A 25208-nucleotide genomic window follows, 5' to 3' on the forward strand; every position below is an offset into this window, starting at 1 on the left:
AATAAATAACCAAAATGCGATATATTGGTTTTACAATTTATTTACATTATTATGTGTTACATATGGGGGTTAGGGAATTGAAGCCAATTATATTAGGCGTGTGCTCGGCGTTTTTCTTTGCGTTTACATTTGTTTTAAATCGTATGATGGAAGTTGAAGGTGGAAGCTGGATTTGGAGTGCTTCCTTACGCTTTTTCTTTATGGTTCCACTATTGTTGATCATCGTCATCGCTAGGAAAAAACTTTCCGCTACGTTTGCGGAAATGAAAAAAGCGCCAATGCAGTGGGTTATGTGGAGCACGATTGGCTTTGGGTTATTCTACGCGCCGCTTTGCTATGCGAGTGCTTACGGTCCGAGCTGGTTAATTGCGGGAACGTGGCAAATTACGATTATCTCAGGTTCGCTTCTAGCTCCTTTATTTTATGAAACGATTCAAACGAGTAAGGGACCTATTCAAGTAAAAGGAAAAATACCTTTTAAAAGCTTAGCGATGGCCCTCATTATTTTACTTGGCGTCGCCATTATGCAAATTGAACACGCAACAACACTATCGCTTGTGAGCGTACTGCTTTGTACATTGCCAATTTTAGTTGCTTCTTTTGCTTATCCGCTTGGCAATCGTAAGATGATGGTGGTTGTATCCAACCGCTTAGATGCTTACCAGCGCGTGCTCGGAATGACAATTGCAAGTTTACCGTTTTGGATTATCTTAGCGATTTATGGTTTGATTACCGCTGGGCCACCTAGCACCTCACAGGTCATTCAATCGGGCTGGGTTGCTTTGTTTTCAGGCGTTATTGCGACGGTCTTATTCTTTGCAGCAACCAATATGGTCAAAGGTGATATGAAAAAGCTCGGAGCAGTCGAAGCTACTCAGTCGCTTGAAGTATTGTTTGCGCTACTTGGCGAAATGCTTCTGCTTGGCATGCCGCTACCTACATACGTTTCGTGCATTGGAATTGTACTTGTTATTGTTGGTATGGCGCTAAATAGCTACGTATCGAGTAGGAAAGGGAATAAAGAGACGAAGGAAGAAATGAAGCAAGCAACAACTCTGTAAAAGTAGATGGAAATTTTGGAGAAAAAGGCTTCATTTACGTACATTAGTGGTAAAATAGAATATATATATTCTATAAAGGAGGAATGTCAGGTGAGTGCCTTAATTGTAGGCTTAGTAGCTTCCGTTCTTTCCGTTTGTTTACTGTTTTCCAATCGTCAGAAGCGCGTTAATAAGGTCCAATCTACGCAGTCGTTACATGCACAAAATATGAACAAGCAGAGTGAGCAAGACGATTCTCTCATGTATTATATATAGGAAGCTCTTACAGTAAAAGTAGGCCGAGAAGATGTAAATGCTTCTCGGTTTTTTCTTGTGGTTTTGATTTTGGTGGGAAAGCTTAGATCTGTACTACATGAATATTTGAAAAAAGTTATTTATTATATGAAAGCCCTTTAAATGCTAATGTGAAGAGTTTTTAGTATTTTTTGACTAATACTTTTATTACCTAATCAATCCATTATCTTGTATTAATTTGAATCGATTCTCCTTTTTTATATTTTCATAATGAAGCAGGTTCAAATGTGCTTTAATATTAAATTTGTGTAATAAAATACCAAAAAAGAGTTAGGGAGAATGATAAATAACAAAGCAATAAGATTAACTTGTGTCCCAACATTGATACTTGCACTTTTTGTTGCTTTCTGCTTTCCTTTGCAAGCAAAAGGATCTGAAGGATTTCCTGCGGAAGAAGAACTAGTGGAGGAATTAGCAGCTCAACTTGAGTTCTTGATGGAAGAAGCTTTGGTCGTAGAAAATGGACTAAGAACATTTGACTTTGAAAAGATTGAAGATGAATTTGGAAAGGAAGTCCGTGATGAAATTGAGATGTTAACGGTTGGTCTTCAGCCAGTTGAAAACACAAAATCTAGAAATGGGAATTTAATGGTAACGGCATCAAACGAAGCTTGGAAATCATGTATGATAGGAGCTATAAAAGACCATTTCGGAGTAGCGATGGTCACAGCTGCACTTGAAGGTGGGTTATGGGCATATCTTGAAAAGAAAGCTTATAAGGAAGCGGCTAAATTACTAGTGAAGTTTGCCGTAGGCTCAAATGCTGTTGGTTTAGCAGGCACTTTAATTTATTATGGAGGAGTGTGCACCTATAAACATGGATAGTAAGAAAGAAATTGTTAAAAGTTAAGGGGGAATAAATTATGAAATTTAGCAAAGTTTTATATGGGATGGTCCACCTGGTCACTCCTTTAACCTTTTTCCTTATAGCTGTTATTTGGGGGCATTTTGGCTTATCAAAACCTATTTGGGTTAATTTATCAGATAATCTATCAATAATAGGCATATATTACGTAGGAGTAAGTATCCTATGGATTCTAAATATAAAAAGCATTCATAAAGTATCAGAAGAGATAGAAAATAAAAAAGGGTGATGTAATTACTCTTTTAAATGGTCAATCTGAATATAGATTGACTTCTTTTTGTTTTTACAACCTAGTATCTATTTGAGATAACTATTACTTTTAATTTTATAAGTTTAAGAGCTTTTGAACAAACTATTTTAGTGGATGGAAAAAGAATTATTGTCTCACTAGAAATTTTAGGCGCCCATCTATATCAAGGGGAACGAACTGTATTAACCTGTAAAAGAGTAGACACAAAAAAGCACCTAAAATAGGTGCTTTTTATGAAACTAGTTTAACCTTTCCCCAGCTTCATTTTGAATAATAACTTCATATGAATCACCTTGAAGTTGTTTCTTCATCTTATCTGATTCTAAAAATTCCTCTACAACTTTTTCTAGTTCTTTTGCAAATAGCTGCGGTTCTTCTTGACGAGATATTGTAATGTTTAGGTGCGGAGATGGGTTAACTGAATAACCAATTCCAACGACTTCATATTTCTTTTTGCTTAGTAAACCATCCCCTATTGTGGTAACGATTGTTCCCCAGCGTCCGTCTTGTTCGCGTTTTGGTCCGTTTACTTTTGTAAATGTAATGTCCGTGTTTGCTTGATCATATTTCTTTAAAATTTGTTGCGCTTCTTTTTTTATAGCGTCTGTTCTTGTTTCTGTATCCGCTATTTCCAGGTCAATAGAATAGCTATCGTGATTATCTTTATCAACATGAGTAGTAATTCCAATCGTTACTAAATGGTATCCTTTAGCTTTCAATGTTCGTTGAATGTCATCCATGATTTTGCCGTCTGGATAAACAGTTCCTACACTGCTTACTTTATAGTTTTGTTTCTCTAAGGTATCAAAGATTATATCTGTAATTGGTTCAGGTTCAAAAAGCTTTCCAAGGTAAGGGATTTTAGAAGCTACCTGAGCCATGGCAGGTGAGACAAAGGTTGAACCAATAAACAAAGCTGCTAGTAGACATGTGGCTAAGCTTGTATAAAGCAGCTTCTTTTGAAACGGTTTCTTTCGGACAGGTGAATGAATTCTTGTAGCTCTTTGGTCAATTTCCACCATAATATTTTGCTTCATTCTTTTCCTCGTTGATTCGCTCAGCGAAAAGCTTGCATCTAACTCTTTGAAAATATGTTTATTGCGTTTGTCTTGGTTTGCTGTCATATTCATAATCTCCCTTCAGAAGCTGTCGTTCTAAGCCGTGCAGTGCCCGAAATAAAGTAGACTTCACTTTGCTTTCTGACCGGTTTAGAATGTCCGCTGTTTCTTGAAAAGCATCGATATGAACGTATGCTTTTACAAAGGTTTCTTCGGTTAAATCTTCTGCTTGCTGGTAGTCTTTAATCATCATAAAGATAAACTTAAAGACTGCTTCACCGTACTGATCGTACCAGAGAGAAATCTGTTTTTTGGTAAATCGACCAAGTGATTGACGCTCCTTTTTGTTAAAATCTATTGTTTAGAAGAAAGAGTTAGAGAAAAGTTGTGGTTTATATCTATTTTTATCAATAAAAAGTTTAGTTGATTGCTAATAAAAATAAAACTTGGTATATCAGTTTAAGCTGATTTATTGTAGCAAATCATTCAATTCATTTTTGTGAACTAAAAAATGGTATAGAAAAAATAATTTGCCTTGTTGTAAAAATAAAAAGGATTTTGTGCATTTATATAAAAGAATGTTCTTATGTTAAAACCAAGACAAGGGAGAAAGCATTATGACACAAAAAAGAGAATTGAAGCCTGAAACAGTAGCTATTCACGGAGGGCAGGAAGTTGATCCGACGACGTTATCAAGAACAGTCCCAATTTACCAAACGTCTTCGTATGTGTTTCATGATAGTGAACACGCAGCAAGTTTGTTCAGCTTACAGAGTGAAGGAAATATTTACAGCCGCATTATGAATCCAACTACGGACGTGTTTGAAAAGCGAATAGCGCTACTGGAAAAAGGAACGGAAGCGATTGACGACATTATTGATGACCTTAAGCAAGCGATAGAATTAAGCCAAGAATAATAAGAAAAAGAGCAAAAGTGTTCATGGTTGCGAACCCTTTTGCTCTTTGTATTGAGTAAATGTAGTAACTTCTCTCAGTAGTAAACAGGAGAGTCAACTATATTCAATGAAAATGTCTTTGTTGTTTCATCTTCTCTACAGTTTAAGAATCCTAACTCTACAAATAAAGATAAGTTCTTATAAACCGTATCGAAGCTGATTCTTTTATTTGTATTCTTCAAGTGATCAATAACTTGCTGAGCAGACAGCTCGGCATCTTGGCGGTCACAAAAAAAGAGATTAAGACGCGTCTTTGGTTTGTTATGTGATAACCGTTCTGTTTTAAAAAAAGTAAATATTCGTCTGTTGACATGGTTTATATACTCCTTGAAAATTTTTAGTCATTCAAATCTGTTGTGGAGGACATAAAGGTAAGTAGTTTAATGATTGTTGGGATTATAGGTTTGTATTATTTTATATCCTTCAGTGTCCTTTTTTGATGTTGCAAATCGGTATGCTAATTTTATTTTTTGTAAATTTTTTAAAAAAAGATTGAAATCAAAAACTGAAGGTGCTTTAATAAATGTAAGCGATAACATATCACATATGTGATAACTGAAAGGTGGTGTTATTGTGAACGTAGAACGAATCGCTCGAAAGAAAATCTCAGAATCAATTGAAGAGCAAATTGAAGGCATGATTGCTTCGGGTCAGTTTAAGCCTGGAGAGAAGCTTCCTTCAGTCAGAGAGCTGTGCACGTTATTTGGCGTGGGGCGTTCATCTGTACGCGATGCCATTACCGCACTCAAAGGTAAAGGAATTGTGGATGTAAAGCAGGGAGAAGGCACGTTTATTTGTCAGTTTGATTCATCAAGAATGTTTCAATATACCATGCTTTTACCGAGCGAAGAGGATGTTCGAGAACTATTTCAAGTCCGAAAAATGCTGGAGCCGGGCATTGCTGAAATGGCTGCCAAGAATCGCTCTCCAGAAGATTTAAAGAAATTAAAACTAGCGCTTTCCAAAACATTTGAAAATGACTGGGAAGCCGATTACCACTTCCATCAAGTGATTGTCCATGCAGCAGGCAATAAAATGCTAACTCAATTCATCCAGTTTATTTCCACGAAGATGCAAAAAGCAATGATTGATTTTTATCAGTACATTCAACCACACGAAGCCGTTTTAAAAGAAATTGCGTCACACCACTATCACATCTATGAATCCATTAAACAATCAAATTCAAAAGATGCCTACATACACATGCTGAATCATTTAGAACTTGTTGAAAATATTCTACAAACAAGCTTAACGCGCATCCAGCGCTAATGCTTCATAAAAATTGAATTTCGATGGGGGAGTTTGATGATTGCAGAACGACTTTTTTCTGACCTTCAAGCGCTTTTTTCTACTGAGCAAGTGCAGGAAACAGCAGTAGCACATCCGCTTGGAAATGGAGGGGAGGTTACGGTTTACCCGACTTCTGAAGCCGAAATTGCAGCTGTTTTAACGTATGCGAATCAAAATGGATATACGGTATCCATCATGGGTGCAGGTACGAAGCGAGGGTTCGGCGGTTTAGTTCAATCTGCTGATATCTTGCTATCTCTTTCTCGCTATAAGGGAATTGTGGAGCATGTACCGGGCGACATGACGGTTACGGTGAAAGCAGGTACATCGTTTAAGGAGTTACAAGATCATTTAGCCACATACGGTCAGCAGCTTTCGTTAGATCCATCTTGGCCCGAAACAGCAACAATTGGTGGTATTGTAGCAGCCAATGACAGCGGTCCTAAACGCCTTGGATATGGATCTTGTCGAGATGTTGTCATTGGCATGACGCTTGTGTATGCTGACGGACAAATCATTCGTTCTGGCGGAAAAGTCGTCAAAAACGTAGCCGGCTACGATATGAATAAGCTCTTCATTGGTTCAATGGGGACGCTTGCTGTTATGTCTGAAATTACGCTAAAGCTTCGTCCGCTTCCAAAGTGCCAATCACTCGTCGTTATCGCGTTTCCAGAGGCATCTTTAATTGATATCAGGTCCTTAGCGACTCAGATCCTGGATTCCATGCTAGAGCCCGTATCCCTACAACTCATGAGTCCTTCTTTGAGTAGAGAGCTAGTTGGAGAAGAAGCTTACTGTTTAGCCATTGCGCTGGAGGATGTTGAGAGCTCTGTTCGCTATCAAGAAAAAGCAATTCAAGGGCTGGGAAGCTCACAAGCAGTTGTTTCCATCAAATCGGAAGAGGAGCGAATTCGCTTTTGGCACCAGCTTTACAGAATGGGTGTCAATGGAGCTTCTTCTATAGATGGGGACTCTCTAACAGCCGTTTTAAAGGTAGGAGTGAAAAATCTCGATGCCCTCAAGGTAGTAGAAAGCGCATATTTGCTTACGAATCGATATGATGTCCGCATTCGGGCACATGGGGGAATCGGTCACGGTCTTTGTCAAATCGAAATTAGTGGGGGCTCTAAAGACATTCTAGGAGCAATTGTTGATATGCGTAAGCAAGCTCATGAACTAAAAGGATATGTAGTCGTTACGCACGCACCGCTTGTATTTCGTCAGCAGCTCAACGTCTGGGGAGAAAAGCCATCTCACTTCTTTTTATACGAAGGAATTAAATCAAGGATAGACCCGAACAAAATGTTAAATCATAAGCGATTTGTGGGAGGGATTTGATTTATGAGTGGAGAGGTTGTAAACGAGCCGGCCTGTACAGCAAGTAGCCTAACAAACTACTTATGGAAAGATAAGCCTGACCCAATGAAATGGGCTGATTGTGTGCACTGTGGCATGTGCTTGGAATCGTGCCCAACCTATGAGATAACGGGTCAAGAGCAGCATTCACCAAGAGGGCGCGTTCATCTCATTAAGTCCGTAGCTGAAGGGAAGCTTGAAGTAAACGAACAGCTAATTGAGCCAGTTTTTGATTGCTTAGACTGCAAAGCCTGTACGACAGCTTGTCCAGCCGATGTGGATGTCGGTGGATTGATTGAAGAAGCGCGCGGTCAAATCCGTCAAGCGATGCCGCTTATCGGTGTGAAAGGAACTGTAAACGAGTTCTTTTTAAAAGGATTATTCCCATACCAGCGACGTCTTGAATCCGTCGGTTCACTGCTGAAGTTTTATCAAAAAAGCGGGCTGCAAAAAGCTGTGCGAAAAACGGGACTTATGAGCGTGATGCCAAAGCATTTAGCTGAAATGGAAGCAGTTATGCCAGATATTAAAAAGCCTGTACAAAAGAAATATAAGAAGCAAACAACGATTCCTGCAAAAAATGAAGCGAAAGCAAACGTGGCTTTTTTAACTGGGTGCGTCATGGACGTGATGTTCAGCGATATTAATGATGCTACTATTCAAGTATTAACCCGCAACGGAAACAACGTGACGATTCCAAAAAAACAAACGTGCTGCGGTGCTTTGCATGTGCATGCCGGCGACCGAGACACGGGAAGGAAGCTTGCAAAACAAAACATTGAAGCATTTGAAAATGAGGAAACCATCGTTGTAAATGCAGCGGGATGCGGGTGTATGCTGCAAGAATATCCCGAGCTGTTTCGAGAAGAGGAAACGGAATGGTACGACAGAGCCAAAGCATTTTCCAGAAAAGTCCAAGATATTTCAAAATACTTATACGATACGGGCTATGAAAAACCGAAAGCGTCTTTACACACAACGATTACCTATCATGATGCTTGCCATCTTGCGCATGGTCAAGGCGTGAGAAAAGAGCCGCGCGATTTACTTCTTAATATACCGGGAGTGGAAATGGTGCATATGCCAAATGCTGATCGGTGCTGTGGTAGCGCGGGGATTTATAATATGACCAATCCAGAAATGGCAGGTGAAATCTTAAAAAGCAAAATGGAAAGCGTGCCGGAAGATGCAGAGTTAATTTCAATGGGGAATCCTGGCTGCATGCTCCAAATGGCCATGGGTGTAAAAAAATACGGTCGCAGCCAAAAGGTTGTCCATACGGTTCAGCTGCTGCAGTGGGCGTATGAAAAAGAAGATGAAGAAAAGGGGTATCGCTCATGAAGAAGAAAAAAATTCGTTCAAATGATGCGCATATCCTAGCGCTAGCTGCTCTCATGGAAGGCAGTGGGTCGATCTTATATGAAGAAGCTGATTTGCTCGCTTATGACTGTGACGGGTTTACCGTTCACCGCAAACTGCCACGAGCGGTGGTGTTTCCAAAAGATGCTGAAGAAGTAGCAAAAGTTGTGCGCTACTGTGCGAAGCATAACCTTCCGTTTTTAGCTAGAGGAGCTGGTACAGGGCTAAGCGGTGGAGCTATTCCTCTCAACAATGAAGTGATCATTAGCCTTGTTCGAATGAAGCGCTTGGTGAGCGTGGATCTTGAAAACCGGCAAGCAGTTGTTGAGCCCGGCTTCATTAATTTAAAGCTCACAAACTCAATTGCAGATAAGGGCTATTATTATGCTCCCGATCCATCAAGTCAATACTGTTGTACAATCGGAGGCAACGTTGCGGAAAACGCAGGCGGCGCTCATTGTTTAAAGTATGGAGTCACAACAAACCATATTTTAGCGCTTGAAGTGGTATTGCCGAATGGTGAAATTATCACTATTGGTGGAGAAGGCATCCTGGATACGCCAGGCTATGACCTTCTTGGGCTTTTGACAGGATCTGAAGGGACGCTTGGAATCGTAACAAAAATTACGGTTCGTATTTTGAAAAATCCTGAAGCCAAGCAGACGGTGCTAGCGTATTTTGACCATGTTTCAGATGGAAGCCAAGCCGTGTCTGACATCATTTCAGCAGGTATTGTTCCGGCGGCTCTTGAAATGATGGATAAAATTGCGATTGAAGGCGTAGAAGCAGCTGCTTTTCCAGTAGGACATCCAAAAGATATTGAAGCGGTGTTGCTTATTGAAGTTGATGGAATCTCAGCAGGTATTGAGGAACAAATTGAAGAAATTCTTGCCGTTTGCCGACGGCATCATGTCAGAGAAGTAAAAGTTGCAAAAGATGAGCAAGAACGAGCGAGCTGGTGGGCAAACCGGAAAACGGGCTTTGGAGCAATGGGAGCCATCTCGCCGGATTATCTAGTGCAAGACGGCGTCATTCCAAGAAGCAAACTGCCAGAAGTGCTGGAGCGGATCAACGAAATTAGCAAGCGATATGAGTTAAGAATTGCGAATATTTTTCATGCTGGTGACGGTAATCTACATCCGCTCATTCTATTCGATATGGCAAAGCTGGGAGAAACAGACAGAGCGTTAAAAGCAGGCAGTGAGTGCTTACAGGTTTGTGCAGATGTTGGCGGAACCATTACAGGAGAACACGGTGTGGGTATCGAAAAGAAAGAGGAAATGAAATTTGTCTTTACGGATGAAGAAATTTTGGCTCAAACAAACATTCGTGAAGTGTTTAACCCAGAAAATTTACTAAATGCGGGTAAACTGTTTCCAAGTCCAAGTCGCTGCGCTGAAGTTAAGCGTGATTTAAAGGATAAGCAAACAGTTGCACGTCCGTAATCATTAAAAGGAGGAAGTAAAATGGTAGCTTATAAGCAAATTGGAAAACTTCAAGTAGCACCTGTTTTGTACAAATTTATTAATGAAGAAGCTCTTCCGGAGACTGGACTACAAGAGGAGGCGTTTTGGGCAGGATTCGAACAACTTATTCATGAGCTAACACCGGAAAATAAAGCACTGCTTGCTAAACGTGATGAACTGCAAGCCAAATTAAATCGATGGTATCGTGAAAATCGTGATTCCTTTGACTTTGAAGCGTACAAAGCATTTCTTACGAGCATTGGCTATTTAGAAGCAGACGTAGCTGACTTTCAAATTTCAACAGCTAACGTAGACGATGAAATTGCGCTTCAAGCTGGACCACAGCTTGTTGTACCAGTTAATAATGCCCGCTACGCAATTAACGCGGCGAATGCTCGCTGGGGTAGCTTATACGATGCGCTTTACGGAACGGATGCGATTAGCTCCGAAAATGGAGCTGGAGTTCAAAGTCAGTATAATCCGATTCGGGGTGAAAAGGTCATTACGTTTGCAAAATCCTTTTTAAATCATACGATTCCATTAAAAGAAGGCAAACACGAAGACGTTGTGCAGTACGTCGTGACAAATAAGATGGAAGCATTGTTGCAGGACGGGACAACAACGGAGCTGAAAGAACCGAGCAAATGGGTTGGCTATCAAGGTGATGGTTCAAACCCGAGTGCCCTGTTATTTAAAAATAACGGGCTGCATTTTGAAATTCAAATTGACCGCCAGGATGCGATTGGAAAAAGCGATGATGCAGGCGTAAAAGATGTGCTGCTTGAATCGGCTGTCACAACTATTATGGACTGTGAAGACTCGGTAGCTGCAGTAGATGCAGAAGACAAAGTAGAAGTGTATCGCAACTGGTTAGGCTTAATGAAAGGTGATTTAAAGGCAACGTTTAAAAAAGGTGCAAAAACAATGACCCGTACGCTAAATGACGATCGTCAGTATGAAACTGCAAACGGAGATACTGTGACGCTTTCCGGACGCTCTTTGATGTTTGTACGAAACGTAGGTCATTTGATGAGCAACAGCGCCATCTTAGACGCCAACGGTGATGAAATTCAAGAAGGTATTTTAGATAGCATAATTACGAGTTTAATTGCAAAGCATACGCTGCTTGGAACTGGTAAGTATCAAAACTCTCAAAAAGGCTCTGTGTATATTGTAAAACCGAAAATGCACGGCTCTGAAGAAGTAGCATTTGCTAATAAGCTGTTTGATCGCGTAGAAGATTTAGTCGGATTGCCACGCCATACTCTTAAGATTGGAGTGATGGACGAAGAGCGCAGAACGTCACTGAACTTAAAAGCGTGCATTGAAAAAGTTAAAAATCGCGTTGCGTTCATTAACACAGGGTTCTTAGACCGCACCGGAGATGAAATACATACATCTATGGAAGCAGGCGTCATGATTCGAAAAAATGATATGAAATCTTCCGTTTGGCTAGCAGGATATGAAAAATCAAATGTACTAACAGGCTTAGCAAGCGGATTCCAAGGAAAAGCGCAAATTGGAAAAGGTATGTGGGCAATGCCAGATTTAATGGCTGAAATGCTGAAACAAAAAGTAGGCCACTTACAAGCAGGAGCAAATACGGCATGGGTTCCATCCCCAACCGCTGCAACGTTACATGCTCTTCATTATCATGAAGTCTCGGTTGTGGATGTTCAAAACCAGCTGGCGAACAATTCTACTAATCTGCGAGATGACATTTTACAGGTACCGCTTGCTAAAGAACCAAATTGGACAAAAGAAGAGGTACAGCAAGAATTAGATAATAACGCACAAGGTATATTGGGCTACGTAGTACGCTGGGTAGATCAAGGAATTGGGTGTTCAAAGGTTCCAGACATCAACGACGTAGGCTTAATGGAAGACCGAGCAACGCTTCGTATCTCAAGTCAGCACGTAGCAAACTGGTTACATCACGGAATTTGTACAAAAGAGCAAGTTCTTGCGACGCTACAACGAATGGCGAAAGTCGTGGATAGCCAAAATGCGGGTGACGCTAACTATCAGCCAATGGCACCTCATTATGAAGAGTCTATTGCGTTCCAAGCAGCGTGCGACCTTGTGTTTAAAGGATATGATCAACCAAACGGATACACTGAGCCAATCTTGCATGCGCGCCGCATTGAAGCAAAAGCAAAGCAAGCAATCGAACAAAAATAAGCGAATCAAGGAGCGAGGCTACGTATGAAATTTACACGTTTTGAATCAGAAGGTGTGATTTGCCAAGGAGTAGTAGAAAAAGAAAACATTCGTGAAATAACAGGAGATTTGTTTACGAAATGGGAATACACGGGGCGCACATTTATACGAGAAGATGTGAAGCTGTTAGCACCAATACAGCCAAATCAGATTATTGGCATTGGAGCTAATTACGTGAAAGATGTGAGCGAGCTGCCTGAAAAGCTTCCTGATATTCCGGTATTTTTCTTTAAACCCATTTCATCGGTTATTGGGCCTGGTGAAGATATCATCATTCCAGAAGGAATTGAAGAAGTAAAGTTTGAATCTGAGCTTGCGGTTGTCATTGGAAAAGAAGCAAAAAAACTTTCAGCGTCAAATGTTCGTGAGTATATCTTTGGCTATACGATTGGAAATGACGTCACAGCACCGCAGTTTATTCACCCGGACGGCCACTGGACGGTGGGGAAATCATTTGATACATTCACGCCGCTTGGTCCCTATATTGAAACCGAGCTGGATCTTGCAAACATTCGTGTAAAAGCGACGCTGGATGGCATAGAAAAACAAAATAGCGGTATGGATCTTATCATCATCTCGGTTGAAAAAATGATTGCTTATCTTTCAAATGTGATGACGCTCAAACCAGGAGACGTTATTTTAACAGGTAGTCCAGTAGGAGCGGAATTAGTGGGCGCAGGAAGCATTATTAATTGTCATATTGATGAAATTGGCTCGCTGAAAAATACTTTTAGCAAAGTAAAAGTCAACGTGAATTAATAAGAAAGAATGATTTGAATACAGCTTGGTATCTGCGGTAAACATGCTTGTCTACATGAATAAAACAGGTTCAGGCTGCTTAGGTATTTCGATCACAACAAAAAACAACCTGTTCGAATTGCGACGTAATCGGATTTCGAACAGGTTTTTATTTATGAAAAAAGGTAATAGCTTGACTGAAACGGATATTCTCTCACATAAAATAAACTGTTTTAAACACTTGTTGAAAAGGAGGAAGAAAAGCATGAGTACTGGAATGTTAGCACTTCTATCACTTTTACCGATTTTAGCGGTTGGTATTTTTTTAGTAGGGCTGAGATGGCCTGCTAGCAAAGCGATGCCAATTTCTTACTTGGTGGCTGTAGGGTTAGCGTTATTTGTATGGAAGGTGCCTGGCGTAACAATCGCTGCTGCTTCCATTAATGGTTTGGTCGTTGCAGGAACGCTTTTATATATTATTTTTGGTGCAATTTTATTACTGAACACCCTGCAAGAAAGCGGCGGAATTAAAACCATCCGCCAAGGCTTTACGGATATTTCACCGGACCGCCGTATTCAAGTTATTATTATTGCATGGTTATTTGGTTCCTTTATTGAAGGAGCTTCGGGTTTCGGTACGCCAGCTGCGGTTGCGGTTCCGCTGTTAGTAGGCCTAGGCTTTCCTGCCATGGCAGCGGTTATTGCTGGAATGGTTATTCAAAGTACGCCCGTTTCGTTCGGGGCAGTAGGAACACCAATGCTAGTCGGCGTTCAAACAGGATTATCAGCAGATGCAAGCATTACGGATAACTTTCTAGCACTGGTAACTGAAATTGGTGGACAGGTAGCAATTTTACACATGATCGCGGGTACGTTTATTCCACTGTTTGTTGTGACGCTTATGACAAAGTTCTTTGGGAAGAATAAATCATTTACGGAAGGAATCCGCGTTTGGAAGTTTGCACTCTTTGCTGCGTTTGCAATGACCATTCCATATGTCTTGGTTGCAAACCTACTAGGTCCTGAGTTTCCATCAATGATTGGTGGATTAGTCGGACTTGTCGTTGTTGTCTTTGCTGCTAAAAGAGGATTTTTAATGCCAGCTAAAGAAGAAGCATGGGACTTTGAAGAGAAAAGCAAGTGGGACCCTGAGTGGATAGGCAGTTTAGAAATAAAAGATGTTGCGTATCATAACGGACAAATGAGCATGTTTCGTGCGTGGCTCCCTTATGTATTAGTTGGCGTGTTCTTAGTGGTATCAAGGTTGAAAGCGCTTCCTATTTTAGGATGGCTACAATCATGGACCGTTTCGTTTCCGAATATATTTGGTTCTGAAGTAAGTGCAAGCTTTCAGCCACTGTATCTTCCGGGAACAATCTTCATCTTAGTATCTCTAATCACTTATTTCCTTCATCATATGAATAAAAAAGCTTATAAAAAGGCGTGGGCACAGTCTGCAAAAACAACGATTGCTGCGTCTACAGCTTTAATTTTTACGGTTCCGATGGTACAGGTTTTTATTAATTCTGGAGGAGGAGAAGCGGGGTTCGATAAAATGCCAATTGAATTAGCAAACGGTGCAGCAGCTTTAGCAGGCGAATATTGGCCGTTGCTTTCAACTTTTATTGGAGGACTTGGTGCATTTATTGCTGGAAGCAACACCGTAAGCAATATGATGTTTTCGTTATTTCAATACGATGTTGGTACCCAAATTGGCGTGAATCCAACTTGGGTTGTTGCTTTACAAGCGGTTGGAGGAGCGGCTGGAAACATGATTTGCGTTCATAATGTTGTGGCAGCTTCAGCCGTTGTAGGGCTGGTTGGAAAAGAAGGAGCGGTTATTCGAAAAACGCTGCTGCCGTTTATGTACTATGCGCTTTTATCCGGAGCGGTTGGGTATGCAATCGTATGGTATGCTGAAAAAGGACTAGTAAATATTGGATCAGCAATTGTCGTAGGTGTCTTTTTAGTAGCGGTGTATATAATCAGTACAAATCAACGTCGTACGCAGCTCATCTCTGTTGGGAATAAAACAAAGTTCTTAGACTAATAAAACAAAGCGAAGTGGATAGAATTCCACTTCGCTTTTTGTTATTTTTGAACAAAATCAGGGTAATCAGTAATAATAGCGTCTATATTCATTGATAACAGGAAATCAGCCGTTTGCTGATTACGCACCGTCCAAGAAGAGATCTTCATTCCGTTATTATGTACATTTGTCACTAACTCATTTGTAACAAGTCCGTAATGAGGGTTAAAGTAATCAGCATATGTCGCAAACTGCTGAAGCTTTTCCTCTGTTGTATCTGCTTTAGACCCTGTTAACACGCCAACTGGAACGTTTGGAAGCAGCTCGTCCATCTTTTTCATCGAGTCGAAATTAAATGACTGAACAATGATCTTTTCATTGTTTGGCTTGTCCATGTTGCGTTCTTTTAGCTCACCAGCTATTTTTGCTTCGATGCCTGGATAGAGTTCGGGCGACTTTAATTCAATTAGAATGCCAATTTTGCCGCGGTAGCGATCCAAAATTTCTTCAAATGTTGGAATGGGTTCTCCAGCAAATTCGGTTCCTTTCCAGCTTCCCGCGTCTAATGATTGTAGTTCTTCTAGTGTTAGATCTTTGACTGCACCTGTACCGTTTGTCGTACGGTCGACGGTTACATCGTGAATGACTACAAGCTCGCCATCTTTACTTTGCTGTACGTCAATTTCAATATAATCTGATTTCATTTCGAATGCTTTCTCAAACGCAGCGACCGTATTTTCTGGAGCATATCCAGATGCACCACGATGCGCTACGTTGTCTACGTCATTTTTTGCAGCCGATGCTTGCTGTAAAGGACTTAGCAACAAAGCAAATGAAATCCCAATCCCTGCTAATACTTTTTTATTCATCTCTCCATCTCCCAACTCAAACTGTTTTCATGATTCAGTATAAATTTGGAATATTGATACCGCATGAATCGTACATTGAGATTTGATTACAGGAAGATGAATAAAAATAGATACAAAGTCTTACTTTTATTTACAAATCAGCCAATGTTTCGACAGCTTTTAGACAGAATGAATCTCTTTTACACGCCCTACCTGTCCATCTGTTAGCCGAACTTTAATGCCGTGAGGGTGAAACGAAGACTTTGTTAACAAGTCTTTCACAATTCCCTCCGTTAATTTTCCAGTTCGTTGATCAGCTTTCAGAACGATTGATACCTTCGTTCCAGGAGAAATATCATTTCGATTTTGCCCGCTCATTTCTATCCACTTCACTTTCACGATGTGCTGACGATTTAGTCAACCTGTACAAGCACATCTTCTTTATTTGGGTATGTTTTTTCAATATGATGCTCGCCCCATGCACAAAGAGCATCTAAAATTCCTTTAAGAGACCAGCCATATTCCGTTAGAGAATACTCGACTTTCGGAGGAACTTGGTTATAGACCTCACGTAAAATAATGCCGTCCTCTTCAAGCTCACGAAGCTGCTGAGTTAGCATTTTTTGAGTGATGCCTGGCATCAAGCGCTTTAGTTCTCCGGTTGTTTTCTTTCCTTTAATCAAGTGACATAAAATCACTACTTTCCACTTACCACCAATTACTTCGAGAGAAGCTTCGACTGGAATATTGTAAACTTTCATTACTAAAAGCCTCCTTACGTAACAATGTTCTGTCTATTCGTTTGCATGCCACAAATATTCCTCATGCGTGAACGTTAATCAATTTATTGTTATTGTACCGCTTTACGCCCAAAATAGTCCATTAGGTACTTTTTAGTGCCTATCGTACTTGATTGGTCAAACATTTGGCTGGAGAGCAACCTTTGGAGCAGTGGCTTTACTTGGAGTGGTTGGAATTATTGCAAGCGCAATTTTAATTCCGAATAACTTAAAAGAAGCACCGCCTACGTCGTTTAAAGAACAGGTCAAGATTTTAACAAATGGTCCACTTTTATTAGCATTTGCTATTACGGCCCTAGGGTACGGAGGTACGTTCGTTGCATTCACTTATTTAACACCTCTTTTAGAAAATGTAACAGGCTTTAGTGCTAAATGGGTAAGTATCATCTTGCTGGTCTATGGTGTTGCAGTGGCAATTGGTAACACTGTAGGTGGAAAAGCAGCGAATAAATCACCGCTTAAAGCACTGTTTTGGATGTTTATTTTCCAAGCTGTTGTCTTAGTTGCTTTAAGCTTTACGGCACCGTTTAAGATAGTTGGCTTAATTACGATTTTCTTAATGGGGCTGTTCGCTTTCATGAACGTTCCGGGCTTACAAATTTTAGTGGTAAACTTAGCAGAAAAGTATGTTCCATCTGCTGTGAACGTGGCATCAGCGCTTAATATCGCTGCGTTTAACATCGGAATTGCCATCGGTGCATTTGTAGGTGGGCTTATTGTGGATTCAATCGGCATTATTCATACGCCGTGGATTGGTGGAGTAATGGTGATTGGAGCTGTTTTACTCACTGCATGGAGTGCACGAATAGAAAAGGTGTAAGGTAAATGAAAATGGAAGGCTTAAACGGCCTTCCATTTTTTTGCATGTATTATTGCTGCCAAAAAGAAAGTAAGGGTCCATCCTCTCCGTAGATTGGATCTGTTTTCGGAAGAGGCACATTCTTTATTTGTTTGACAGCTTCTGCATGTTCGTTAGAATTACCGGTCTTTAAATTATAGTTGCTTCCATCAGGATACGCGCCAACTACTTGGAAATCAGCCGTTGATTGAAGGTGCTTATGTCCCGTACCTGCCGGCAGTACAATTACATCTCCAGCGTGTACAACAATATTTTCACCTTTGGGACCACCTAGCTGTAAGCGAGCACAGCCTCGTATAATACCGAGAACCTCATGTGTGTTGCTGTGGTAGTGATGAAAATCATAAATGCCATTTACCCAGCTATTTTTCCAGTTGTGATTATGAAAGATAGTTTCCATTTTATCCTTACGATCAATTAATGCATGTTCATAGAGTAAAACAGGAAGGGAAGGGTGGTTGGGAATAACCCCATCATCATCAAAAAACAAAACTTTTACATCTGACACAATCTCTCCTCCTCCAAACATCGTATTTTCTTAACATTCCCTCTTCGTAAAAGAAATAAACTAACGTTGGATTATCTGTAAAAAAATGAAATATAACTAAAACTAAATTCCTAAAAGAGGCTAAGTGGTTCATTTGAACTATAAGTCTGTTCCTTGATAAGAAACAAGCTTAAAATACAACGCCAAAAAAAGGAATGTATATGGTAAATATTATCATGGTAGGTTTTGTAATGGAAAGAGTGTATTTTTAAATAACTGAGAAGTAGGTAGATTAATGGGACAATATGAGTCGAAATACTTACAAAAATATCCTGGTAATTTAATGACTTATGGAAGATTGAAGATGTTTAAGGATTTCCTTATGATGGTAAAGGAGAATTAAGTAATGAACTTTATCAAATAACTGTAAAAAAGTAATTCGAAATAAGTGATTGTGAATATAGAGATTATGAAATTAGTCGATGATAGAGTTCATGAAAACATAAAGAGAAACGGAGAGGATTACGTGAAAAAAGCAGCAGGTTTAGTCTTAATTGGGGCTCTTTCACTGGGCTTAGCAGCGTGTGGATCAAGTGAAGAAGGAGAAGGAGCAGGTGCAAACAAGTCGTTTGAAGCAAAAATTGATGGTGCACAGTACATATTAGTATCGGAGCAAGACGGTGGCGTGAGCGGAGATGAGGCCTTACTTGCGGTGGAGTTAGAAGTAAAGAATACGTCTAAGGATGCCATTTCATTGTCTAGCAATGATGTCAGCCTTTACGATGGTGACGAACAATTAGAACCTAATACAGACGTATACAGCGATGAAATTGAAACGTCCATGCGATCTGGAAAGATTGCGTCTGATAAGTCCAAAAAACTTACGTATCTTTTTAACGTAGAAAAAGATAAAGAGTATGAAATTGGTCTTCAGCCAATTAGTGAAGACTACGATAATAAGATTGAAGAAGTAAAGTTAAAATTAGATACAGCAAAATATGAGAAAAGCTTAAAAAACTTAGAAACTCCTGAAAAAGCATTGACAGCTTATATTGACGTGTTGTTCTTAGGGAAAGAAAATGAAGACTTCGATAAATATGTAGTAGCAGATAAGGAAGAGGTTGAAAAGTCTGCTAATAAAGCATTCCGTGAATCAATTAATAAAGTGTTTTCAAATGATTTAACAGAAGAAGGTGCGTCTAATTTATACAAAATGTATAAAGACGAGTTGAATTCAAAAGCGACGTTTGAAGCTAAAACGATTGAAAATGTTAATGGAAAAGCAGTTGTAGAAGTGAATTATTCCGGTATCGGCGTATATAACTTATATAATACAGTTTCTGATTATAAGCGCGCTTATTATCAAGAAACAAATGAATATGATTCGAAAAAACAAGAAGCTTATGCAATTTCAAAATTCAAAGACATTCTAGGTGGGGCAGAGCTTAAAGAAAGCAACTATCCATTAGAAATTGAAATGGTTGAAAAAGACGGAAAATGGGAAGTTAAGCCAAAAGATAAATATAGCGATACAGTTGAAAAAGCATTCGCTGCGGGTGACATTAACTAAAGATGTAAGCCTAGAAAGAGAGAAGAGATGATCTTCTCTCTTTTTTGATTGTTATAAAGCGCTTACTGTAAATTTTGTTTGTGTTTTGAGCAAATTTTACAGTTATTTTTATGAAGATGTGCTAGTATGATGGTCTCAATAAAAGTTTTTATGTGTATAGTTGGAGGAATGGAAGATGAAAGCAAAATATTGTAGACAATCAAAAGCGGTTAGAACGAGTCGCGTATTTCCAAATGATACAAATAATCATCAAACGTTATTTGGTGGTAAGCTCATGAGCGATATTGATATGATTGCTTCAATTTCTGCTTCTCGTCATAGCCGAGCAGAGTGCGTAACAGCATCAACTGATTCTGTGCATTTCTTACATCCGATTACTCCGCAGGATTCGGTATGTTTTGAATCATATGTATCTTGGACAGGCCGATCTTCAATGGAGATCTTTGTGAAAATCATAAAAGAAAATTTAAAATCAGGAGAGCGAAAAATTGCTGCTACGTCCTTTATCACTTTTGTTGCGCTTGGAGAAGATGGAAAGCCTTGCGAAGTGCCGAGCGTAATCCCAGAAACGGATGAAGAAAAGTATTTATATCAAACGGCACCTGAGCGAGCAAAAATTAGAAAGAGTGTGCGCGCTAACAGCAATAGCTTAGCACAGTTCTTAAGCCTCGAGCAGCCGTGGAACTAAATGTAAATTATCTGTCAGCTAACCTTACCAACTAAAAGACGGATTGTGCTGGAGATGCTAATCTTTAAAATATCATTTTCGTCTACAAACTGGAGGGGAAGCAGATGTTTAAAGATGCTGTATTAGCAAAAGAATGGCTGCCAGTTGCGTACAGTCAAGATCTAGGAGTGGATCCACTTGCTGTGAAGGTATTGGAAGAGAGAGTAGTGCTTTTTCGGGTAAGAGGAGCAATTAAAGCCTTTAAAGACCTTTGCATTCACCGAGGAGCTGCTTTGTCGCTTGGTAAGGTAAAAGATGATTGCATCGTTTGTCCTTATCATGGATGGGAATATAATGTGGATGGACAGTGTAAAAAAATTCCGCAGCAGCCACCGAATAGAGCGATTCCACTCAAAGCAAAAGCTATTGTATATCAGTGCAGAGAAGTATACGGAATGATTTGGGTTCGACTCAGTGAACAAGGATCTGATGCAGCAGAACCTCTTCCTTACTATGAGGAATATAATCACCCATCTTTTAAGACTGTCCATGCGTATGCTCATACGATAAATGCAGCGGCACCTCGCGTGGTTGAGAATTTTTTGGATGTGAGCCATCTTGCATTTGTTCATGAAGGAAGCTTAGGGCATCCAGATTATACAGAAATTCCGGATTACAAAGTGAACTGGCGTGATAACCACTACGTCTCAGACGAGATTGAAGTATATGCTGATGCGGACGGCACAGGGAACTGGTCAACCATTTACTATACGTTTGAAATTCTTCGCCCGACGGTTGCGCGGTTGAAAAAAGTGAATTATCAAACCAACGAAATCTTCTCCATGCTGTTTGCCGTATTGCCCCAAGAACAGCTGAAATCAACCGTTTTTGCACTCGTATCACGAAATTATGAGCTGGATAAGCCAGATGAATATTTTCAAGAATTTCAACAGCTTATCATCGAACAAGATACAGGCATTGTTGAAAGTCAAAAGCCAGAAGAACTTCCATTAGACTTACAAGCAGAGCCGCATCTTAATCCTGATCGCGTTAGCATTGCATACCGAAAATGGTTAGGAGAGCTTGGCGTTGAGTTTGGAAGCGATGTGGGAAGAAAAGCAAAAACTATATAATAGGAAAGAAAAGATGCCGTTTATCTTAATAAGCAGCATCTTTTTTGTTGAGTATAAAACTATAAAAGTAAAAATATAGTAAATAAGTAAACTTTATTACATTTTTATGTTAAAATGTTACTGATTTGTTTATAACTTATCAGGGTTCTGTGTAAAGGTAAACAAATAAAAATTTATTGAAAAAGGAGCTATTATATGAATCCAGAAATTACGACGACCGAACAGAAGCAGGGGCCAAAGCCGTCCGTATTTAAGTTTATTTTTAGTCCAGGCGCTGAGTTTGACAAAATGAAGCAGCGTCCAGCGATTGTGGCTTCACTCATTCTCGTTATCTTACTAAGTACCGTTGCATTCGCACTTAGTACCATTACGCCAGAAAGCTTGGCTTCTTTACAGGAGCTTGGGATTGAGCCAGATGATTCTATGAAATTGTTTAGCATGATTGGAGCTGGAATTGGAGCGTTAATTGTCACGCCTATCGCGATGTTAATTGGTGCAGGAATCCTTTTACTTATTGTAAAAATCGGAAAAGGAACAGCAAAGTATAAGCACATGTTTAGTTTAACAGCATTTATTACGTTCATTACAATGCTTGGTTTATTACTAAATACAGTCATTGCAGTTGTGGCTGGAACAGGAATAAATATAACGTCTTTAAATGGTTTAATTGGAGCTGAAGGAGCTGTTGGTGGCGTATTAGCAAGCATTGAAATTTTCTCGATTTGGTCGCTAATCTTAACAGCAATGGGCTTACAAAAAGTAGGCGGTTTATCTAAAAAAGCTGCAATTATTATTGCTAGTGTCTTTTTTGTACTGTCTGTTATTTCACAAATTATAGGAAGTGTTATGGCGTAATGAAAAAAGGTATAATCATCACAGTTGTTTCTCTCTTAATCGTAGTACTAATTGGCGTAAACGTGTTTAAAGCACAGAAAAGTGAAGACGTACAAGTTAGCGTGACGTCATTAAAAGATATGACGTTGCGCAGTACGGTTATGATTCCAGGTACTCTTAAGCTTGCCGATGAGCAGTATGTGTATTATCAGCCAGAAAATGGTGAGATTGAAGATATTAAAGTAACAGAAGGTACAAGAGTTCAAGTTGGCACACCGCTTGTCACATATACAAATGATGATTTAGAGCTTGAAAAAGAACAAAATAAGCTTGGCGAAAAATCGAATGAACTACAGGTTAGCTCACTAAATAAGCAGATTGCTAAGCTGAAAGATAAGCAGAAGAAGCTGGAAAAAGAACTTCCAAAAGAAGAAGCGAAAGCGCAAATAGAAGAAGAACGTACTCAGCTTAATTTAGATCTTGAAACAGCAAAAATTGAAGCTGAACGCAACAAGCTAGAGCGCAAGTCATTAACAAAGAAAGAGAATAATCTCACTGAAAAAAGTGAATTAGCTGGCACAGTGCTGTCTGTGGATAAAGAAGCTGCTCACAACACAAGCGAGGTTCAAAAGCCGCTTATACATATTGGCAATACGGATCAATATTTGGCAACAGGTGTTCTATCAGAATATGATGCTCTTAATATTGAAGTAGGTCAGCCAGTAAAAATTACATCTGATGTGGTGCCGGACAAAGAGTGGGAAGGATCAGTTCAGCAAGTTGATTTCTTACCACAGCAGTCCGATGCAGCAAGTGGTGGAGACGCAGCGAATCAATATCCAGTACAAGTAAAGGTAACGGATGAAGGGATTAAAAGTATTCGTCCAGGCTTTAAGCTTTTATTAGAAATTGAAACTGAAAGCAAAAAAGCAAAAGCCGTTCCATCAAAAGCAATTGTCAATGAAGGCGATGAGAAGTATGTGTATATCGTAAAAGATGGAAAAGCTGTTAAGCGAGAAGTGAAGGTTGGTCAAACAACAAACAAGTCAATTGAAATTGTTAAAGGCGTTACGAGTAAGGATCAAATCATCTCAAATCCATCTAATGAGCTAGCAGATGGTGTGGAAGTGACAGTGAAATGATTAAATTAGAAAATATCTCTAAAAGCTATCGTCTTGGGAAAGAAGAAGTTCCTATTTTAAAAGGGATTGATTTAACGATTAAAGACGGTGAGTTTGTTGCCATTATGGGTCCTTCAGGTTCGGGTAAATCAACCTTGATGAACATTATTGGTTGTTTAGATCGACCAACTTCAGGTGCTTACTTTTTAAATGAACTCGAGATTTCAACGTACAGTGATGATCAGCTAGCTAAGGTGCGAAATGAACAGATTGGATTTGTGTTTCAGCAATTCCAGCTGTTGCCCCGGTTAAAAGCCGTGGAAAATGTAGAGCTGCCGATGGTCTATACGGGCATATCTCGAAAAGAGCGACGCAAGCGTGCTGAAGCTGCGCTGTTAAAGGTAGGATTAGGTGAAAGAATCAATCACTTACCAAATGAGCTATCGGGTGGACAAAAGCAGCGTGTTGCTATTGCTCGTGCCATCGTTAATAAGCCTAGTCTCATTTTAGCAGACGAACCAACGGGAGCGCTTGATACAAAAACAAGCGTATCAATTATGGAGGAATTTGCTGCTTTAAACAAAGATGGAACAACCGTAGTGGTCATCACTCATGAGCCAGAAGTAGCTGAATATGCTTCAAGAACAATATTAGTTCGTGATGGAAATATCGTTGCGTACAACGGTAAGGAGAGTCTTGAACTATGAGCATGATGGAAAATATTCGTATGGCTTTGGCGTCGGTTGTTGCGCATAAGCTGCGCTCGCTCTTGACGATGCTCGGTATTATTATCGGGGTTGCAGCAGTTATTATCGTTGTAGCGATTGGTCAAGGTGGAGAGCAGATGCTTAAATCGCAAATTACAGGCGATAGCAATACGGTTGATTTAATGTACGAACCTTCAGAGGAAGAAATACAAACAAACCCAAACATTTGGGAGCAGGCGTTTTTTACGTCGCAAGATATTGATAATCTAGGAAAGTTACCAGGTGTTGAAAACGTTGTGGCATCTCTACAGGAAATGATGTCGGTCCGTTATAAAGAAGACACGTTAGATACAACGGTATATGCTATTAACCAGTCGTATTTGGACGTAAATGATTTAAAAATTGCACAGGGACAAAGCTTAACCGATGGTGATTTTTTATCGGGTAACCGAGTTGCTCTTATCAGCGATGAGCTAAACAAGGAAATGTTTAAAGATAGCAGTGGCCTTGGCGAAATCATTTGGGTGAAAAACCAGCCAATTGAAGTTGTAGGAATTTTAGAAAAGCCAACCGGCATATTAGGGTCATTTGGCATGATGGAAGTGTATATGCCGAGCAACACGTATAAATCAAGCTTTGGAAAAGTAGACTATACGTCTGTAAGTCTTCAAGCTTCCAATCCAGATGAATTACAAACTGTTGGAGAGAGCGCAGCAAATCTATTAAATGAAACGTACGGAACAGAAGATTCCTACACCGTCATGAATATGGAAGCCATTGCGGATGGCATTGGGCAAGTCACAACAATTATGACAACAATTATTGGTTCAATTGCTGGAATCTCATTATTAGTTGGCGGCATCGGCGTTATGAATATCATGCTTGTATCGGTTACAGAAAGAACAAGAGAAATAGGTATTCGTAAAGCTCTCGGCGCAACGAAAAGACAGATTTTAACACAGTTCTTGATTGAATCAATAACGCTAACGTTAATCGGCGGTATCGTTGGCATTTTACTTGGAGCAGGCGGTGCTTCTATCGTTTCGATGTTTGCAGGATGGCCACCGTTAATTTCATGGCAAATTATTGTCATTGGACTATTGTTCTCAATGACAATTGGCGTGATTTTTGGAATGCTTCCAGCAAATAAAGCAGCCAAGCTCGATCCGATTGAAGCGTTAAGATATGAATAAGGAAGAAAATCACTCAAAACCAGAGTGATTTTCTTTTTTTTAGATGA

General features: G+C 39.8%; 25 protein-coding genes and 2 pseudogenes. 20 read left to right on the plus strand and 7 right to left on the minus strand.

The window, feature by feature from the left end:
- Positions 1-77 precede the first annotated feature (77 nt).
- The 4 genes from MKZ18_RS04625 to MKZ18_RS04640 all read left to right on the plus strand — a co-directional run bounded on the left by MKZ18_RS04625 (position 78) and on the right by MKZ18_RS04640 (position 2449).
- The gene (locus MKZ18_RS04625; protein WP_340842902.1) at positions 78-1061 is read left to right on the plus strand and encodes a DMT family transporter; all 984 of its coding nucleotides are present in this window, start codon (positions 78-80) and stop codon (positions 1059-1061) included.
- A 90-nt stretch (positions 1062-1151) separates the two neighbouring features.
- Entirely contained in the window at positions 1152-1316 is a 165-nt protein-coding gene (locus tag MKZ18_RS04630) for a hypothetical protein (protein ID WP_153301192.1), read from the plus strand.
- Positions 1317-1634: 318 nt separating this feature from the next.
- Positions 1635-2180 (plus strand): hypothetical protein, encoded by a 546-nt coding sequence (locus MKZ18_RS04635; protein WP_025909859.1) that lies wholly within the window; start codon positions 1635-1637, stop codon positions 2178-2180.
- A 38-nt stretch (positions 2181-2218) separates the two neighbouring features.
- Entirely contained in the window at positions 2219-2449 is a 231-nt protein-coding gene (locus MKZ18_RS04640; RefSeq protein ID WP_025909858.1) for a hypothetical protein, read from the plus strand.
- 260 nt (positions 2450-2709) lie between these two features.
- Here MKZ18_RS04640 and MKZ18_RS04645 read toward each other — a convergent pair whose 3' ends face one another.
- Together MKZ18_RS04645 and MKZ18_RS04650 are read right to left on the minus strand one after the other, a co-directional pair.
- A complete protein-coding gene (locus MKZ18_RS04645) occupies positions 2710-3594 on the minus strand; it encodes a DUF4030 domain-containing protein (protein ID WP_025909857.1) in 885 nt (294 codons plus the stop codon).
- Positions 3566-3886: a sigma factor gene (locus tag MKZ18_RS04650; protein WP_341344605.1), complete on the minus strand. Its 321-nt coding sequence runs from the start codon at positions 3884-3886 to the stop codon at positions 3566-3568. Before MKZ18_RS04650 ends, MKZ18_RS04645 begins: the two co-directional genes overlap by 29 nt.
- 259 nt (positions 3887-4145) lie before the next feature.
- Here MKZ18_RS04650 and MKZ18_RS04655 point away from each other — a divergent pair.
- Positions 4146-4394: pseudogene (locus MKZ18_RS04655) on the plus strand (PLP-dependent transferase); the annotation flags it as partial.
- Between the two features lie 125 nt (positions 4395-4519).
- Here MKZ18_RS04655 and MKZ18_RS21040 read toward each other — a convergent pair.
- Positions 4520-4819, minus strand: coding sequence for a transcriptional repressor (locus MKZ18_RS21040; RefSeq protein ID WP_404825859.1), 300 nt, complete (start codon positions 4817-4819; stop codon positions 4520-4522).
- A 238-nt stretch (positions 4820-5057) separates the two neighbouring features.
- Between MKZ18_RS21040 and MKZ18_RS04660 the strand changes: the two genes are divergently transcribed.
- The 7 genes from MKZ18_RS04660 (at position 5058) to MKZ18_RS04690 (ending at position 14963) form a co-directional block, all read left to right on the plus strand.
- A complete protein-coding gene (locus MKZ18_RS04660) occupies positions 5058-5753 on the plus strand; it encodes a FadR/GntR family transcriptional regulator (RefSeq protein WP_251385553.1) in 696 nt (231 codons plus the stop codon).
- A 36-nt stretch (positions 5754-5789) separates the two neighbouring features.
- Positions 5790-7112 (plus strand): FAD-binding oxidoreductase, encoded by a 1323-nt coding sequence (locus MKZ18_RS04665; protein WP_340842901.1) that lies wholly within the window; start codon positions 5790-5792, stop codon positions 7110-7112.
- A 3-nt stretch (positions 7113-7115) separates the two neighbouring features.
- Positions 7116-8471, plus strand: a complete 1356-nt coding sequence (locus MKZ18_RS04670) for a (Fe-S)-binding protein (RefSeq protein ID WP_340842900.1) — start codon at positions 7116-7118, stop codon at positions 8469-8471.
- The gene (locus tag MKZ18_RS04675) at positions 8468-9934 is read left to right on the plus strand and encodes an FAD-binding oxidoreductase (protein ID WP_062686598.1); all 1467 of its coding nucleotides are present in this window, start codon (positions 8468-8470) and stop codon (positions 9932-9934) included. The genes MKZ18_RS04670 and MKZ18_RS04675 overlap by 4 nt, the downstream gene beginning before the upstream one ends.
- Before the next feature lie 21 nt (positions 9935-9955).
- On the plus strand, positions 9956-12136 hold the full coding sequence (locus MKZ18_RS04680) for a malate synthase G (protein WP_100347200.1): 2181 nt from the start codon (positions 9956-9958) through the stop codon (positions 12134-12136).
- A 24-nt stretch (positions 12137-12160) separates the two neighbouring features.
- Positions 12161-12934: a fumarylacetoacetate hydrolase family protein gene (locus MKZ18_RS04685; protein ID WP_061785944.1), complete on the plus strand. Its 774-nt coding sequence runs from the start codon at positions 12161-12163 to the stop codon at positions 12932-12934.
- A gap of 244 nt (positions 12935-13178) precedes the next feature.
- On the plus strand, positions 13179-14963 hold the full coding sequence (locus MKZ18_RS04690; RefSeq protein WP_340842899.1) for an L-lactate permease: 1785 nt from the start codon (positions 13179-13181) through the stop codon (positions 14961-14963).
- Between the two features lie 41 nt (positions 14964-15004).
- On the opposite strand, the gene MKZ18_RS04695 is transcribed toward MKZ18_RS04690, so the two are convergent.
- The 3 genes from MKZ18_RS04695 to MKZ18_RS04705 all read right to left on the minus strand — a co-directional run bounded on the left by MKZ18_RS04695 (position 15005) and on the right by MKZ18_RS04705 (position 16551).
- Positions 15005-15811, minus strand: coding sequence for a glycerophosphodiester phosphodiesterase (locus tag MKZ18_RS04695; protein ID WP_253346793.1), 807 nt, complete (start codon positions 15809-15811; stop codon positions 15005-15007).
- A gap of 159 nt (positions 15812-15970) precedes the next feature.
- On the minus strand, positions 15971-16168 hold the full coding sequence (locus MKZ18_RS04700; protein WP_025909675.1) for a YwbE family protein: 198 nt from the start codon (positions 16166-16168) through the stop codon (positions 15971-15973).
- Between the two features lie 35 nt (positions 16169-16203).
- Positions 16204-16551, minus strand: coding sequence for a winged helix-turn-helix transcriptional regulator (locus tag MKZ18_RS04705; RefSeq protein ID WP_340842897.1), 348 nt, complete (start codon positions 16549-16551; stop codon positions 16204-16206).
- A 139-nt stretch (positions 16552-16690) separates the two neighbouring features.
- Between MKZ18_RS04705 and MKZ18_RS04710 the strand changes: the two are divergent.
- Positions 16691-17410 (plus strand): annotated as a pseudogene (locus tag MKZ18_RS04710) (MFS transporter); the annotation flags it as partial.
- Positions 17411-17459: 49 nt separating this feature from the next.
- Here the strand turns inward: MKZ18_RS04710 and MKZ18_RS04715 are convergent.
- Positions 17460-17978 (minus strand): cupin domain-containing protein, encoded by a 519-nt coding sequence (locus MKZ18_RS04715; RefSeq protein ID WP_061785940.1) that lies wholly within the window; start codon positions 17976-17978, stop codon positions 17460-17462.
- 484 nt (positions 17979-18462) lie between these two features.
- Here MKZ18_RS04715 and MKZ18_RS04720 point away from each other — a divergent pair, with 484 nt between their 5' ends.
- The 7 genes from MKZ18_RS04720 (at position 18463) to MKZ18_RS04750 (ending at position 25161) form a co-directional block, all read left to right on the plus strand.
- Complete coding sequence (locus MKZ18_RS04720) at positions 18463-19506, plus strand: DUF5105 domain-containing protein (RefSeq protein ID WP_061785939.1); 1044 nt, start codon at positions 18463-18465, stop codon at positions 19504-19506.
- 175 nt (positions 19507-19681) lie between these two features.
- A complete protein-coding gene (locus tag MKZ18_RS04725) occupies positions 19682-20194 on the plus strand; it encodes an acyl-CoA thioesterase (protein WP_061786382.1) in 513 nt (170 codons plus the stop codon).
- Between the two features lie 104 nt (positions 20195-20298).
- The gene (locus MKZ18_RS04730) at positions 20299-21306 is read left to right on the plus strand and encodes an aromatic ring-hydroxylating dioxygenase subunit alpha (protein WP_340842896.1); all 1008 of its coding nucleotides are present in this window, start codon (positions 20299-20301) and stop codon (positions 21304-21306) included.
- Between the two features lie 195 nt (positions 21307-21501).
- Positions 21502-22161 (plus strand): Yip1 family protein, encoded by a 660-nt coding sequence (locus MKZ18_RS04735; protein WP_076512586.1) that lies wholly within the window; start codon positions 21502-21504, stop codon positions 22159-22161.
- On the plus strand, positions 22161-23282 hold the full coding sequence (locus MKZ18_RS04740; RefSeq protein ID WP_061786379.1) for an efflux RND transporter periplasmic adaptor subunit: 1122 nt from the start codon (positions 22161-22163) through the stop codon (positions 23280-23282). Before MKZ18_RS04735 ends, MKZ18_RS04740 begins: the two co-directional genes overlap by 1 nt.
- A complete protein-coding gene (locus tag MKZ18_RS04745; RefSeq protein ID WP_025910339.1) occupies positions 23279-23968 on the plus strand; it encodes an ABC transporter ATP-binding protein in 690 nt (229 codons plus the stop codon). The genes MKZ18_RS04740 and MKZ18_RS04745 overlap by 4 nt, the downstream gene beginning before the upstream one ends.
- Positions 23965-25161 (plus strand): ABC transporter permease, encoded by a 1197-nt coding sequence (locus tag MKZ18_RS04750; protein ID WP_025910340.1) that lies wholly within the window; start codon positions 23965-23967, stop codon positions 25159-25161. The genes MKZ18_RS04745 and MKZ18_RS04750 overlap by 4 nt, the downstream gene beginning before the upstream one ends.
- The last annotated feature ends 47 nt before the right edge of the window (positions 25162-25208 follow it).

The sequence above is a fragment of the Priestia sp. FSL W8-0001 genome (genome assembly GCF_038050335.1).
Lineage (GTDB): Bacteria > Bacillota > Bacilli > Bacillales > Bacillaceae_H > Priestia > Priestia flexa.